Origin of the sequence: Metabacillus malikii, from assembly GCF_030813355.1 — a bacterium.
GTDB lineage: Bacteria > Bacillota > Bacilli > Bacillales > Bacillaceae > Metabacillus > Metabacillus malikii.
The window spans coordinates 106,437-119,845 of the sequence record NZ_JAUSUD010000002.1; the positions used below are offsets into that span (position 1 = coordinate 106,437).

General features: G+C 35.1%; 11 protein-coding genes. 9 read left to right on the forward strand and 2 right to left on the reverse strand.

All coding sequences use genetic code 11. From position 1 onward, the window contains the following. Positions 1-20: 20 nt before the first annotated feature. Positions 21-1,274: an MFS transporter gene (locus tag J2S19_RS02795; RefSeq protein WP_307336890.1), complete on the forward strand. Its 1,254-nt coding sequence runs from the start codon at positions 21-23 to the stop codon at positions 1,272-1,274. A gap of 415 nt (positions 1,275-1,689) precedes the next feature. On the opposite strand, the gene J2S19_RS02800 is transcribed toward J2S19_RS02795, so the two are convergent. Then, the gene (locus J2S19_RS02800) at positions 1,690-2,463 is read right to left on the reverse strand and encodes a class I SAM-dependent methyltransferase (RefSeq protein WP_307336893.1); all 774 of its coding nucleotides are present in this window, start codon (positions 2,461-2,463) and stop codon (positions 1,690-1,692) included. A 121-nt stretch (positions 2,464-2,584) separates the two neighbouring features. Here J2S19_RS02800 and J2S19_RS02805 point away from each other — a divergent pair, with 121 nt between their 5' ends. Together J2S19_RS02805 and J2S19_RS02810 are read left to right on the forward strand one after the other, a co-directional pair. Beyond that, positions 2,585-3,451, forward strand: a complete 867-nt coding sequence (locus tag J2S19_RS02805; RefSeq protein ID WP_307336897.1) for a LysR family transcriptional regulator — start codon at positions 2,585-2,587, stop codon at positions 3,449-3,451. Between the two features lie 644 nt (positions 3,452-4,095). Further along, positions 4,096-4,815 (forward strand): YebC/PmpR family DNA-binding transcriptional regulator, encoded by a 720-nt coding sequence (locus J2S19_RS02810; RefSeq protein WP_307336900.1) that lies wholly within the window; start codon positions 4,096-4,098, stop codon positions 4,813-4,815. Positions 4,816-4,912: 97 nt separating this feature from the next. Here the strand turns inward: J2S19_RS02810 and J2S19_RS02815 are convergent, their stop codons facing one another. Further along, a complete protein-coding gene (locus J2S19_RS02815) occupies positions 4,913-5,386 on the reverse strand; it encodes a YndM family protein (RefSeq protein WP_307336903.1) in 474 nt (157 codons plus the stop codon). A gap of 189 nt (positions 5,387-5,575) precedes the next feature. Between J2S19_RS02815 and J2S19_RS02820 the strand changes: the two genes are divergently transcribed. From J2S19_RS02820 to J2S19_RS02845, 6 genes are all read left to right on the forward strand, one after another. Then, positions 5,576-5,968, forward strand: coding sequence for a VOC family protein (locus J2S19_RS02820; protein WP_307336906.1), 393 nt, complete (start codon positions 5,576-5,578; stop codon positions 5,966-5,968). Between the two features lie 367 nt (positions 5,969-6,335). After that, entirely contained in the window at positions 6,336-8,084 is a 1,749-nt protein-coding gene (locus J2S19_RS02825; RefSeq protein ID WP_307336909.1) for a cache domain-containing sensor histidine kinase, read from the forward strand. 30 nt (positions 8,085-8,114) lie between these two features. Further along, entirely contained in the window at positions 8,115-8,915 is an 801-nt protein-coding gene (locus J2S19_RS02830; protein WP_307336911.1) for a response regulator transcription factor, read from the forward strand. A 398-nt stretch (positions 8,916-9,313) separates the two neighbouring features. Further along, positions 9,314-11,395 (forward strand): alpha-glucuronidase family glycosyl hydrolase, encoded by a 2,082-nt coding sequence (locus J2S19_RS02835; RefSeq protein ID WP_307336914.1) that lies wholly within the window; start codon positions 9,314-9,316, stop codon positions 11,393-11,395. A 56-nt stretch (positions 11,396-11,451) separates the two neighbouring features. Beyond that, entirely contained in the window at positions 11,452-12,561 is a 1,110-nt protein-coding gene (gene uxuA, locus J2S19_RS02840) for a mannonate dehydratase (RefSeq protein ID WP_307336918.1), read from the forward strand. A gap of 134 nt (positions 12,562-12,695) precedes the next feature. Beyond that, positions 12,696-13,379 (forward strand): GntR family transcriptional regulator, encoded by a 684-nt coding sequence (locus J2S19_RS02845; RefSeq protein ID WP_307336921.1) that lies wholly within the window; start codon positions 12,696-12,698, stop codon positions 13,377-13,379. The last annotated feature ends 30 nt before the right edge of the window (positions 13,380-13,409 follow it).

Here is a 13,409-nt window from a genome sequence, read left to right on the forward strand (position 1 = left end):
TTAATGAGGAGTTTACAAACATGCAAACAAATGTAGAGGTTCAGACACAAAGGAAAGTAATCTTTTTACCGTTTATTGTTATTTTTGTTGGGTATTTAGTTTTTGGATTCTCGGAAAATATTAAAGGTCCTGCAATTCCGCGCATACAAAGTGAGTTTGGAATTGATGAGCTGCAAATAGGAACGCTCTTAGCCTTGAATTCACTCGGATTTTTGCTAGCCTGTAGTTTTACAGGTTTATTAACTTCTAAATACGGGATTAAACTTTCTAGTTTACTTGCCTTCGGTTCAATGACCGTATCAGGAGTACTAATCTATTTTTCTAACAATTTTACATTTTTCTCAGCTTCCTATTTTTTAATGTATATTGGCAATGGTATGCTTGAAATTGCCTTAGCGATTCTTGCTGCAAGAGTGTTTACAAAAAATACTGGATTTATGATGAATTTATCGCACTTTTTCTATGGTTTAAGTTCAACAGCTGCACCGCTTATGGCGTCTAGTTTAATGGGAATGCATTTACTTGGTGGAGGAGAATTGGGCTGGAGAGGGATGTACCTCGTGATGCTTTCATTATGTATCATTCCATTCATACCAACGATGTTCAGTAAGTTCCCTAACGATACAGCGACAACTGAAAATAAATTACCACTTAAGGTATATTTGAAAGACCCTGCAGCATGGTTCATTATTATCATCTTATCATTAGGGGTAATAGCAGAATTATCTATCGCTGGGTGGCTTGTGAATTTCTTAGAAAAGGCATATCAATGGACAGCAACTTCTTCATCAGCAATGCTATCACTTTTTTTCTTATGTTTCATGCTTGGACGGCTACTACTCGGCTTTATTACAGATAAAATTGGGTTCATGACATCATTAATCATTTTCTCGGGAGTTGCAGGAATTGCAACAATTTTGGCAACTGTTATAGGTCACTCAGCTATTTGGTTATTTTCACTTGCTGGCTTTGGGATTGCTCCAATATACCCGACTGTCATGGCTCTATTAGCGAAACGTTATCCAACTGGCATTGATGCGGCAATATCAGTCACAGTAACGATAATGGGTGTAGCAGTTGTCATTGGTAACTTTGCTATCGGAGCAATTATTGACTTTTTTAAAGCGTGGTTTACGAATCTACATGGTGCTGAAATCGGTGTTACGAGAGGATTTCAAATGGGGTTCGTTTTTATTGGTGTTTGTAGTCTTCTATGCACAGTGATGAGTCTATACTTGTATAAATATTTACGTAAGCGGAATGAATTAATGTAAAGCCTAACATAATTTGTAACATAATGAAGAAAATTTAGTAGGTATCAATGGAATTTCAACGTGTCCCATCTACGGGAATGCCGAAACTCCCGAAGCGATAGCGGGAGTCCCAAAAATAATTCATCAAAAATTATGAATCCCTACACATACTAACTTTAGTAGTACAGACCAAGGTCATGGTTTGTGCTACTATTTTTTTCGGATTGAAGTAATGTCATTCATCTCTGTGACACAAAGCATGAGTGTAAGTGCTTTTAAGCTCTCAAACATTTTATTTACTAGTATTCGCTTGTTAGAGCATTCACTCACACTATCACTTACTTGTGAAATTCTATCTGTAAACTAACATTATTAGCCATGTGCTAAATCTTTACGACTTAGTGCTGAGGGTGGTTTTTCAAGCCAACCGTTGTACTTACATCTTTATCCCAACCACTCTTAACCTTTTATAATCTGCAATCCACACACCATCTTTACATAACACTGGTGAAAGGTCTTCGACTACTTTCGTTATGATTTCTTGTTTTAATGAGTCGTTAATACCTTTGAAAAAGCAGTTAGCAAACATCATAAGCCAGCTGGTCATTCCTTCATCATTAACTAAAGGTGTAGGTCGATCAAAGTGTTGAGCAAAGACAACACGAAAACCGTAAAGTTCCATCATTGATGTATACTCGCCAAGACTAGGGAAAAACCATGGATTGTCATGAAGATTATCAGCGAATCCATGTTCCGTTAATTGTTTTTCGATACTGGCAATGATAAGTTGTACATTCCCTTTCCCGCCAAATTCAGCTACAAACCGGCCACCAGTTTTTAAACTACTATGAATACAAGTTAATGCTTTGTGAGGAGGTTTGATCCAATGAAGTGCTGCATTTGAAAAAACAGCATCAAACTCATCTGAAAAATTCATGTTCGTTGCATCACAGACTTGAAAAGGGATGTTTGGGTATTTTTGTTTAGCTTGTGTAATCATTCTTTCAGAAAAATCGATACCTAACGTATATGCTGTTTGTGTCGCAATCCTATTTGTTAAATCACCAGTTCCGCAACCAATATCGAGTATCCTTTCATCTTTACTAGGTTTTAATAATTCAATAATGGACTGACCGAACTTTGATACAAATGAATGTTTAGCATCATAAAGTGATGGATTCCAACTGTCAACTTTACTTTTCTCTACCATGTAATCACTCCTCGTATATATGTTGGTTATATCTGTAAATTGAATTATACTGATAGTGAGTGATAAAGAACAGTAACGATTTTGATAGAAATTGATAACAAATTGTTATAAGGGGAACGATATGGAAATAAAGTGGGTTAGAACATTTATAATTGCAGCTACATATGAAAATTTTCGTAAAACTTCTGAAGAGTTATATCTTACACAGCCGGCAATTACTAAGCATATAAAAAACTTGGAGGATTCACTAATGGTCAAACTGTTTGAACGTAATGGAAAAACAGTCACGTTAACTTCGGCAGGACATCATTTCCTCCCATATGCTAAAGAAATTGTATCTGCTTACGAAAATGGATTGGGAAATTTTGAAGCATGGAAACAAGGTTATCAACGAAAGTTAGTAATTGCATCCGCTCCACAAATTGCATCATCATTATTACCGGTAATTTTAAGTCGTTTTATTCGAGAGCATCCAAACATTGAGGTAATTATAAATATAGTAAAATCATATGAAATTGCTGAATGCATTCGTTCAGGTTTAGCGGATCTAGGACTATCAAGAATAAAGCCAAGTCATGAAAATGTCTTTTGTCGAAAAATACATGAGGATCGTGTTGTCCTTGTTGCACCACCTGACTCGAGTGGAGATGAGGAACAAACCCTCACCAAATATAGAGTGATGACCAATAACCACCCAGAATATTGGGATAATCTTATTAAAGAAATAAAAAGTCATTATCCCTTTGTTCGAACCATGAATGTCGGTCAATTAGAAATTACGAAACGTTTTATTGAAAGTGGGTTAGGTGTATCATATTTACCGTATACAATGGTAAAAACCGAATTACAAACAAAAAGGCTAAGGGAAGTAATATCTGAAAAAATAGTCGAACCTACTTCGTCTACATATACAATAAAGAAAGTTGATACGCAGGAAGCTAACGCCTTTTTGCAAGTATTATATGAAGAAATACACACCATTGATTAATAGCGGATTACAGTGAGAAGTTGGGGAGAATGTTTTGATATAAGACTAATCCGAACTAAAAATTAGGAGCTGAGTTTAACCTTCGTTTAAATTTTTAATAATTTTAGTTATAAATCATTATATTATTGGTTTTCGAGGTAGACGATTTGATTGATTGCAGAGCAAGTAATCGCTTTATGTGGGGTGGGAGATGATCCTTATAAATCCGCTGGCACGAACGGGCAAACCTCAGGTCATCTTACTACGATAAGTCATCACTGATTAGCCATACAGTTAATCGTAATACTCTTAGTCGATGCCGGTCTGAAGTTGTGGTCGATAAACAAGCCACCTACGCTTAAATTGATCCTCCTCCGCAAACGCCTGTGTGGTTTTATCCCTCCCACGCTTCCTGCAGTCGTCTTGCGATCAGCTCCAATCAATCTTTATAAAAAGTACACATCCCCTACTAAAAAATAAGGTTCGTGTTTAACTATGTGTCTTTTGTTATGTCCCAGCCTCTTTCCTTAAAATAGATTTTTTTCTCGCTAAACTCGAAAGTAGACATTCATTGTTGTATAATAGACGTGACAAAAATGGTTAACAAGGGAAACAATAGTATATTCCCTTTTTACTAACAGATAATGTGGAAAGAGAGTGTTAATATGGGTCGTAAATGGAATAACATAAAAGAAAAAAAGGCTTCAAAAGATGCAAATACTAGTCGTATTTATGCTAAATTTGGACGCGAAATATATGTAGCAGCAAAACAAGGGGAGCCAGACCCGGAATCTAACCAAGCGTTAAAAATTGTCCTAGAACGAGCAAAGACATACAGTGTTCCGAAAGCAATTATTGACCGTGCAATTGAAAAAGCAAAGGGCGGAGCAGAAGAAAATTTTGATGAGCTTCGTTATGAAGGATTTGGACCTAATGGATCAATGGTCATCGTTGATGCTTTAACAAATAATGTTAACCGTACTGCCTCTGATGTTCGAGCAGCATTTGGGAAAAATGGCGGCAATATGGGTGTAAGTGGTTCTGTTGCCTATATGTTTGACGCGACAGCGGTTTTCGGCATTGAAGGTAAAACAGAAGATGAAGTATTAGAATTATTAATGGAAGCAGATGTGGAAGTTCGCGACATAATGGCGGAAGAAGAAACGGTTATTGTATATGCAGAACCTGACCAATTCCATGCTGTCCAAGAAGCTTTTAAAACAGCTGGGATAACCGAGTTTAATGTAGCTGAACTGACAATGTTAGCACAAAATGAACTAACTTTACCAGAAGATGCAAAGGCCCAATTCGAAAAGATGATTGATGCACTAGAAGACTTGGAAGATGTTCAGCAAGTCTACCATAACGTTGATTTAAGTGAATAAAAAATAGGGTGAACCAAATCGGTCAGACTTTTTAAATAAATCACAATTATATCGTGAATTAGAGAAGTCTGACTATTTGCGTTCACCTGATTACGATCTATTCTCTGTTTTCGGTAAATTCTTCGGCAGCTTTTTGTAATTTTTTAATATCTTCTTCCTCTGCAAATTCAGTACTAAATGCCAATGTCGGACTCATCCTTCTTTTTTGGCTTTCTGCTTTTGGAGCAGCAGGTAATCGTTCCTCTAAAAAAAGGTGAACGAGAATTTCTGAAGCTGTCACAATTGTAGCAGCGATAATACTACCCCAACCGATTTGTAAGTAATTATCTAAAAGGATACTTCCAAAAATCCACACACTTAAATAAGTTAGAAGAAAATCTGAAACAGCAGCAGCACGTCTCCCCAATTGTGGCAGGATAATTCTGTCTCCGAGAACATAGGATGCAATCGTTAAAAATAAACTGAATGAAAGAATATCCGCAAATGTAGCGTCGAAAAATAAGTCTAGCCCGACCCCAAACGCAATAAGACATGTAATAAATTTTAATAAAAGGATTGTAAGATGCTTCATTATTTTCATAACCTCCTACACCTAGTGTTACTAAAAGAACGAAACTTCATACGTGAATTCAATTGAAAAAATCCCAAAAAATTCATAATCATGCTAAAATAATGATAGAAAATATTCAGGGATTATGATAAAAGACATTACACTTTGTCAATTACATAAATAAGTTAGTAAAGAAGGGTGAGGGAAAAGATGATTAAAATAGATAGCATACATCATGTCAGTTTAGCCGTGAAAGACTTGAGTAAGGCAAAACAATTTTATGGAACAATTCTGGGGTTACAAGAAATAGCGAGACCAGATTTTGATTTTCCAGGAGCATGGTATCAAGTTGGTAATCAACAGCTCCATCTAATTGTTGAACCAATGGCAACGACATTTCGAAATAACCCAAAAATTGATTCGAAGGATGGACATTTCGCAATCCGTATTCAGAACTATGAGGAAACACTAACATATTTAAAATCCAAAGGTGTAAAATTTGAAGAATACCGATATAGCGTAAGTGGCTTTGCGCAAATTTTTTGTGCGGATCCAGACGATAATTTAATCGAGCTGAATGTCGACCAAAATACATTAGTTTAAATCAATTTACTACATCGGTTGAAATTAAAAAGGCAATTGTGTTTTTATGTGGACAGGTCGGCGGGGCACTATTTTATCTATGCGTTGGTTGCCGACACTCGACCTTGCTTCCGCTAAAAAAGCGAAAACTTCTAGTCGTTGCCCATCCGTGGAAATTGAGTCCTGAGCTTGAACCTTTAAAACGTTTAGTTCTATTAAGAGAAATGATTTCATCATATTCTTCAATATATTGTTAAAAATATTATTTGTATCTACTTTTATATAATCACTTCGTTTACTTAATAAACTATGTTAATTTATACAGTGTTATGGTACATTAATGTATAGATATCTCTGACAAATTGAATATGTTGAAAGGCATGGGACTATGAGATTTAATCTGGCAAGACATAATACGTTACGTAATCAAATTTTACTAGTATTCTTAAGTGTTATGGTTCTTGTTCTCTGTTTAGTAGGTATTATGACTTACAACTTAGTATCTAGCTTACTTCAAACAAATGCTGAAAAACAAATCCAGCAAACTGCCATTGAAGCAACAGGAAGAATGGAATCACTATATGAGCAAATAGATATGCTAACAAAGCAAATTGCAGCAGACTCATATGTTCAATCAATATTATTAAAAGAGAAACAAGGTACACTTGCCACGTTTACTGAGAGGCAAAAAATTATGCAAAGAGGAAGTGAATTACAAGCTGTTTATTCTTACGGAATTACTTCTTTTGAAGTATATTCGCTCAATAAAAGGCGTTTAATTCCACTTCGTGAGGGTGGATTGTATGACCGAATTGGGCATAAATGGATTGATGCTGCTAATAAGGCTAAGGGGAAAATGGTGTGGGCTGGTAAGGACCCAAAGGAGCTAGGGCATTATTTAGTCATAAAACAAGTAAGACTGATTACTCAATCTTATGAGCATGGAGGCTATTTAATAGTCAATATCGATCCGAATTATTTTGACATGACCGAAACAAATGATAATCAAGAATTTGTTGTGTTAGTTGATCAAGATAATCACGCAATTTCATCAAATTATGAAGGTAACATACAGGAACTTGTGAAGGAAAAAGACGATACAATCGAGATAGATGGAAGCGATTACATGATTGTGAAGCAAACCTCGAAAGTTACAGGATGGACAATGTATTATTTAACACCATTAAGCAACGTAACAGAGGGAATGACGGTTCTTCGTTCAGCTATCATTTTATCAGGAGCTTTTGGATTTTTGATTTATGTCGTGTCATCTATCTTACTGTCAACAATGATTACTCGACCAATATTAAAATTAACGAAAACAATGAAGCGGGGTCGAGATAAGGGGAAATTAACAATTAACCCTGATATATCCTCGACGATTGAAATACAGGAATTAAATACAACATACAATCAGCTAGTTGAAAATACAAACCATTTAATTCAAGTTGTCTATGAAAAGGAAATATTAAAAAGTCAAGCAGAGTTAAAAGCATTACAATCACAGATAAATCCTCATTTTTTATTTAATACACTTGATGCTCTATATTGGTCATTAGATGAAAAGGGAGAAGATGAACTAGCGAATTCTGTCATTGCTATGTCTGAGTTATTTCGTTACACAATTAGTAGTCAAAAGCAAGATGAGTGGGTAACGCTTAAGCAGGAAATTGAGCATATTGAGATGTATATGCAATTAATGAAAATGAGGTTTGGTGATCGTTTTACTTGGAGTGTATCAATTCCAGAGATATTTGAAACAATTAACATTCCAAAGCTGCTTATTCAGCCAATCGTAGAAAATGCTATCTTACATGGGGTAGGAAACAAAGTAGGGGAAGGCTTTGTACATATTATTGTGACACCTTCTTCAAAACAAGGTTATTTGCTTATCTCAATTCAAGATAATGGTCCAGGCATGAAAAAGGAAGCAATTAATGATATTTACAACTTATTGGAGACAGGGAAAGTTTATTCAATGAGGGGAAACGGAATGGCCATTGCAAATGTAAATAAGCGTTTAATACTATATTATAATCAGGAAGCTGAGAAACTCATAACAATTACGAGTGAAGAAAAAAAGGGAACTTGTTTTACATTTGAAATCCCGATACGACATGATGTACTGAAGGGTTAAGTTGTTAATCGGATTAAAGGGGGCTTACTAATGCTAAAAAAATCCATTTTAATAGTTGATGATGAGCCAAGAACACGGGAAGGCCTGAAAAAGACACTAGATAACTGGAGTGACGGGAAATATGAAATCATTAGTGCTGATAGTGCAAAAGCAGCAATCCCGATCCTTCGGCAAAAGAACGTAACCATTTTATTAACTGATATTTCAATGCCAGAGATTAGCGGACTAGAAATGTTAAAGTTGTTAAAAGAGGAAGGAAAAAATTTAGTTGTTATTGTTATCTCTGCATATTCAGAATTTGATTATGCAAGAGAAGCATTACAGCTAGGTGTTTTAAACTATTTATTAAAGCCTCTAACAAAAGATAAACTAATCGAAGCTGTCGAACAAGCATTAACGGAACAAGCAAAGAGAGAAAGAGAAGAAAAATTGCAAAAGGTTGTTGATGCTAGATTAGCTGATATACAAGATGATGAATTAGAAGAAAAGACCCCGATAACAACTGCAATAAAATATATTGATGAACATCTTGAAAAGCCGTTTACAATGAAGGATGTAGCACAGCATGTACATTTGAATTCAAGTTATTTTAGTGCACTATTTAAAGAGCAAGTCAATATGACTTTTAGTGAGTATGTAACGAGAAGAAGGCTAGAAAAGGCGAAGAAACTGCTACTCTTTACAAAACAATCAGTAACTGGGATCGCTGAGCAAGTAGGGTATAATACATCAAAGTATTTTATTAAGCTTTTTAAAGAAAATACCGGACAAACACCTAGTCAATATCGTAAAAACTCGGATATAAATGAAATTGAAAAGCTGAAAAATTAATTAAGTTAAAACAATATCTAGAGAGAAAGTATTTAGAAAGTTGTTTTTAAATATGAATGGTTACATACTTATAAATTTTTTGTAAGCGAACGTGACAATCATGTTGATTATTATTTATTGAGGGCATTATTTTTTTATAAGATATTGCTCTTTTTTATATGGAAAACGAATATTTAAATAAACAATTGGTTGAAAAGTGTTGAAGTGTAAACTATAATGAAGATATATATCTACCATACTAGTATAACTAGTTTAGTTTTGTAACTAGAAGTAAGCGGTAGTTCTTGTTAGGCTAAATGGACAGGAATATTGTTTTCATGCTTACGTAATTGAGGTAAATGGTTAATAATTCGGATATGCAGAACACGTTTTTACTGATAAGTAGAAAGGGGATTAACATGAATAACTTGAATTATTTAACAGGTGCAACAGAGGTTAGTTATCATTGTTGGCTTCAATATACAAAAATTGAAGATGAAGCATTGGTTGAGCATTACCAAAGATATTGTCAGAGTTTATTAGTTTTAGGGAAATCTACAATTATTGAATCAGCTGTATCAGAATTACAAAAAGGGCTACATTCATACTTAGGCTCTAAACCATCAATAGCGACACAAGAAATCAATTCTGCAGCAATTATTTTAGGTACGGCTGATAAAGTAAATAATCCGATTGTCAATAATGAACTAATTGACAAATTAAATGATGACGGTTACATAATAAAATCTGTTAATGAAAATGACAGGAATATCCTTTATCTGGTAGGGAAATCGGATATAGGAGTTTTGTATGCTGCATTTCATTTATTAAGGTTGATGGCCTCACGAAAAATGGTTGATAATCTTTCGATCATAGAAAATCCTAGAAATCAATTTCGGATGATTAACCAATGGGATAATATGGATGGGAGTATCGAGAGAGGATATTCGGGTCAATCAATTTTCTATACTGATAATCAATTTAGTGGTGATTGGGAGCGGATAAAAGATTATGCTCGGTTATTATCATCGGTTGGTATTAATGCTATCTCGATTAATAACGTCAATGTCTTTAAAGTTGAAACAAATTTAATAACAGAACAATTTCTTCCAGATGTAGCAAAGACTGCTGATATTTTTCGGGCTTATGGGATAAAAACGTTTCTTTCAATTAATTATGCGAGCCCTATTGAAGTTGGCAAACTCGAAACAGCAGACCCGTTAAATCCTGAGGTGGAAAAATGGTGGCAACAAAAAACAAAAGAAATATATTCATATATTCCTGACTTTGGTGGTTTTGTTGTCAAGGCAGATTCGGAACATCGTCCAGGGCCTTTTTCATATAATCGTAATCATGCAGATGGAGCAAATGTACTTGCAAAAGCTCTACAACCATTTGGAGGAGTCGTCATCTGGCGTTGCTTTGTCTATAATTGCTTGCAAGATTGGCGTGACAGGTCAATTGATCGTGCGAAGGCAGCATATGACAATTTTAAGCCATTAGATGGTAAGTTTCTAGATAATGTCATCCTGCAAATAAAAAATGGACCGATGGATTTCCAGGTTAGAGAACCAGTATCACCGCTATTTGGTGCAATGAGTGAAACAAACCAATTGATTGAATTTCAAGTTGCACAAGAATACACAGGACAACAAATCGATTTGTGTTATTTAGTACCACAGTGGAAAGAAGTATTGGATTTTGATACGTATGCAAAAGGAAAACAATCAGAAGTGAAAAATATTGTTGATGGTTCATTATTTAACTTTAAATACAGTGGTATCGCTGCAGTTTCTAATATTGGAAATGATACAAATTGGACTGGAAATACGTTAGCACAGGCAAATTTATACGGTTATGGCAGGCTAATATGGAATCCGGAATTATCTGCAGAAGAAATTGCTGAAGAGTGGGTCGAGGCTACATTTGGTCATAAGCAACATGTGAAAGAGATCATATTGAATATGTTGATGCAATCATGGCCAATTTACGAAAACTATACTGCTCCACTTGGAGTTGGTTGGATGATTAACCCGGGACATCATTATGGACCGAATATAGATGGCTACGAATACTCTGTATGGGGAACATATCATTTTGCTGACCATGATGGTATCGGAGTAGACAGAACGATAGCAACGGGAACTGGTTATACTGGACAATATTTTAGGGAAAATGCAGATTACTATGAATCTCTTGAAACATGTCCTGATGAACTGCTGTTATTTTTCCACCATGTACCTTATACGTATAGGCTACACTCTGGAAAAACCGTTATTCAGCATATATATGATACACACTTCGAGGGAGTGGAACAGGTTAAGCAACTACGAGAAATGTTCACTCGACTTGAGAAGGACCTTGATAAGGCGATTTATGCCAATGTGTTAGATAGACTTGAACGACAATTAGCAAATGCTAAGGAATGGCGGGATAAAATCAATACGTATTTTTATCGAAAATCAGGTATCAATGACGAAAAAAATAGGATGATTTATTAAGAGGTTAAACTTAGTGTACCTGATTTTTGTCTAATGGCAGATGGGAGAGAAAAAATATGAAGATGGTATTTAGGTGGTTTGGCAAGGGGAATGATTCTGTATCATTAAAACATGTAAAGCAAATACCAGGGGTAGAAGGCATTGTCTGGTCATTGCATGATGTACCTGCAGGTGAAGAGTGGCCACTTGATAAAATAGTAGATGTTAAAAATGAAGCCTCAAAATATGGTTTTCACATTGATGTTGTGGAAAGTGTGAATATACATGATGATATAAAACTAGGATTACCGACAAGAGATAAATATATCGAAAATTATAAAAAGACTGTTGAAAAGCTTGCTAGTGTTGGTGTTAAAGTTATTTGCTATAATTTCATGCCTGTTTTTGATTGGACACGAACGGATTTATTTAAAGAAATGTCAGATGGTTCAACAGCACTTTTTTATGAGAAGGCAAAAGTAGAGAAAATGGACCCAAAAGAACTTGTCGAGAAGATTTCGAATAACCCGGATTTCACTATGCCAGGTTGGGAGCCAGAACGGCTTAGCCAACTTAAGTATTTGTTCGAAGCATATAAGGAAGTAACAAATGAAGATTTATGGAATAACCTTCAATATTTTTTAAAAGAAATTATTCCTGTTGCGGAAAGACATGATGTGAAAATGGCAATCCATCCGGATGATCCGCCATGGCCAATATTTGGATTACCGCGTATCATCACTTCTGCTGCAAGTATTCGAAGATTATTAAGTTTGATTGAGAGTCCTTCTAACTGTGTTACATTATGCAGCGGTTCGTTAGGCGCTACTGAAGATAATAATCTTATAGAAATGATAAAAGAATTTAAGGAGAAAATTCCATTTGCTCATATTCGTAATCTTAAACGATATGAAAATGGAGATTTTATTGAAACATCTCACAGAACAGAAGATGGTTCAGTTGATATTACTGGCATTGTTAAAGCGTATCACGATATCAACTATACCGGTTATGCCCGACCAGACCACGGTAGACATATTTTTGATGAAGAATGTCGTCCTGGATACGGCCTATATGACAGGGCTCTAGGCATTATGTATATATGGGGGATCTGGGATTTTCTAAAACGAGAAGAGCAAAATACACTTTTGCTAAACGAAAACTCTCTTCAAAATCAGTCTATCTAAAAAAACACTATTACTTATGAACTATTTAATAGTGAATTACCATTGTTGGACGAACAAATATTCACTATAATAGACTGATAGGTACCATACTAGTATATGGGTATTACTATTGAAGTGAAGTGAGGTGAGTATGATTGGAGTTTACAGCAAGCGGAAACCGTAATAATGGTTCAACAAAACAATTTATTTATCAGACATTAAGAGAAAAAATTTTCAAGTTAGAATTAGAGCCTGGAGTTAAAATGTCTGAAAAAGAAATTGCTGAGCAATTAAAGGTGAGTCGTACACCTGTTCGGGAATCGTTTTTACAATTATCACAAGAGGGACTGCTCGAAATTTATCCACAAAAAGGAACAGTAGTCTCAAGGATCGATTTAGCACATGTGGAAGAGTCAAGATTTGTCCGTGAAAATATTGAAAAAGCAATTGTTCGATTAGCATGTGAGTTATTATCTGAAGAAGATATTTTTCAGTTGGAAACAAACCTTGTTCTCCAAGAAAAACTCGTTGAAAGAGGCAATTACTTAAAACAATTTGAATTAGATGATGAATTTCATCGAATTATTTTCTTTGGATGTGACAAAAAACGTACTTGGGAAATGGTTCGACAAATGAATACGCACTTTAATCGATTACGTATGCTACGCTTAACATCACCATTAGATTGGTCGGTTATCTTATCACAACATAAAAGTATATTAGAATTAATCAAACAAAAAGAAGCTAATAAAGCAGAAGAAGTCATGTCTGAGCATTTACAATTAGTTGTCATCGAGCAGGACTATCTTAAAGAGTGTTATCCAACTTATTTCAAATAAGGCTTTATGAAAGGGAGAGACTTGAACGCG

What these genes read in the sequence shown, in the direction of transcription:
- J2S19_RS02835 (WP_307336914.1), top strand. Translation starts at nt 9,314, where the DNA reads ATGAATAACTTGAATTATTTAACAGGTGCAACAGAGGTTAGTTATCAT.
- J2S19_RS02815 (WP_307336903.1), bottom strand. Translation starts at nt 5,386, where the DNA reads ATGAAGCATCTTACAATCCTTTTATTAAAATTTATTACATGTCTTATT.
- J2S19_RS02820 (WP_307336906.1), top strand. Translation starts at nt 5,576, where the DNA reads ATGATTAAAATAGATAGCATACATCATGTCAGTTTAGCCGTGAAAGAC.
- J2S19_RS02810 (WP_307336900.1), top strand. Translation starts at nt 4,096, where the DNA reads ATGGGTCGTAAATGGAATAACATAAAAGAAAAAAAGGCTTCAAAAGAT.
- J2S19_RS02800 (WP_307336893.1), bottom strand. Translation starts at nt 2,463, where the DNA reads ATGGTAGAGAAAAGTAAAGTTGACAGTTGGAATCCATCACTTTATGAT.
- J2S19_RS02795 (WP_307336890.1), top strand. Translation starts at nt 21, where the DNA reads ATGCAAACAAATGTAGAGGTTCAGACACAAAGGAAAGTAATCTTTTTA.
- uxuA (WP_307336918.1), top strand. Translation starts at nt 11,452, where the DNA reads ATGAAGATGGTATTTAGGTGGTTTGGCAAGGGGAATGATTCTGTATCA.
- J2S19_RS02805 (WP_307336897.1), top strand. Translation starts at nt 2,585, where the DNA reads ATGGAAATAAAGTGGGTTAGAACATTTATAATTGCAGCTACATATGAA.
- J2S19_RS02825 (WP_307336909.1), top strand. Translation starts at nt 6,336, where the DNA reads ATGAGATTTAATCTGGCAAGACATAATACGTTACGTAATCAAATTTTA.
- J2S19_RS02830 (WP_307336911.1), top strand. Translation starts at nt 8,115, where the DNA reads ATGCTAAAAAAATCCATTTTAATAGTTGATGATGAGCCAAGAACACGG.